Genomic DNA, 202 nt, shown 5'->3' on the forward strand with positions numbered 1-202 from the left:
CATTGTGGTAGCCGATACGGCGCTGGGCATTGGCCAGGCCACCACGGTCACTGTCACCTTCAGCGAGGCAGTGACCGGTTTCACCCTGGCAGACCTGACTGCTGAAAACGGCACGCTTTCCGGGCTGAACACCTCGGATAACATCACCTATACCGCGACGTTTACCCCAGCAGCCGGCATCACCGACACCAGCAACCTGATC

The 202-nt window shown here is 59.9% G+C and carries 1 protein-coding gene; it reads left to right on the forward strand.

Annotation, left to right across the window (positions count from 1 at the left end):
- Positions 1-202, forward strand: a 202-nt coding sequence (locus tag ACI77D_RS29485) for an Ig-like domain-containing protein (protein WP_407018126.1), incomplete at both ends; no start/stop codon positions are given.

Origin of the sequence: Pseudomonas sp. O39, from assembly GCF_045447295.1 — a bacterium.
Classification (GTDB): domain Bacteria; phylum Pseudomonadota; class Gammaproteobacteria; order Pseudomonadales; family Pseudomonadaceae; genus Aquipseudomonas; species Aquipseudomonas antarctica_A.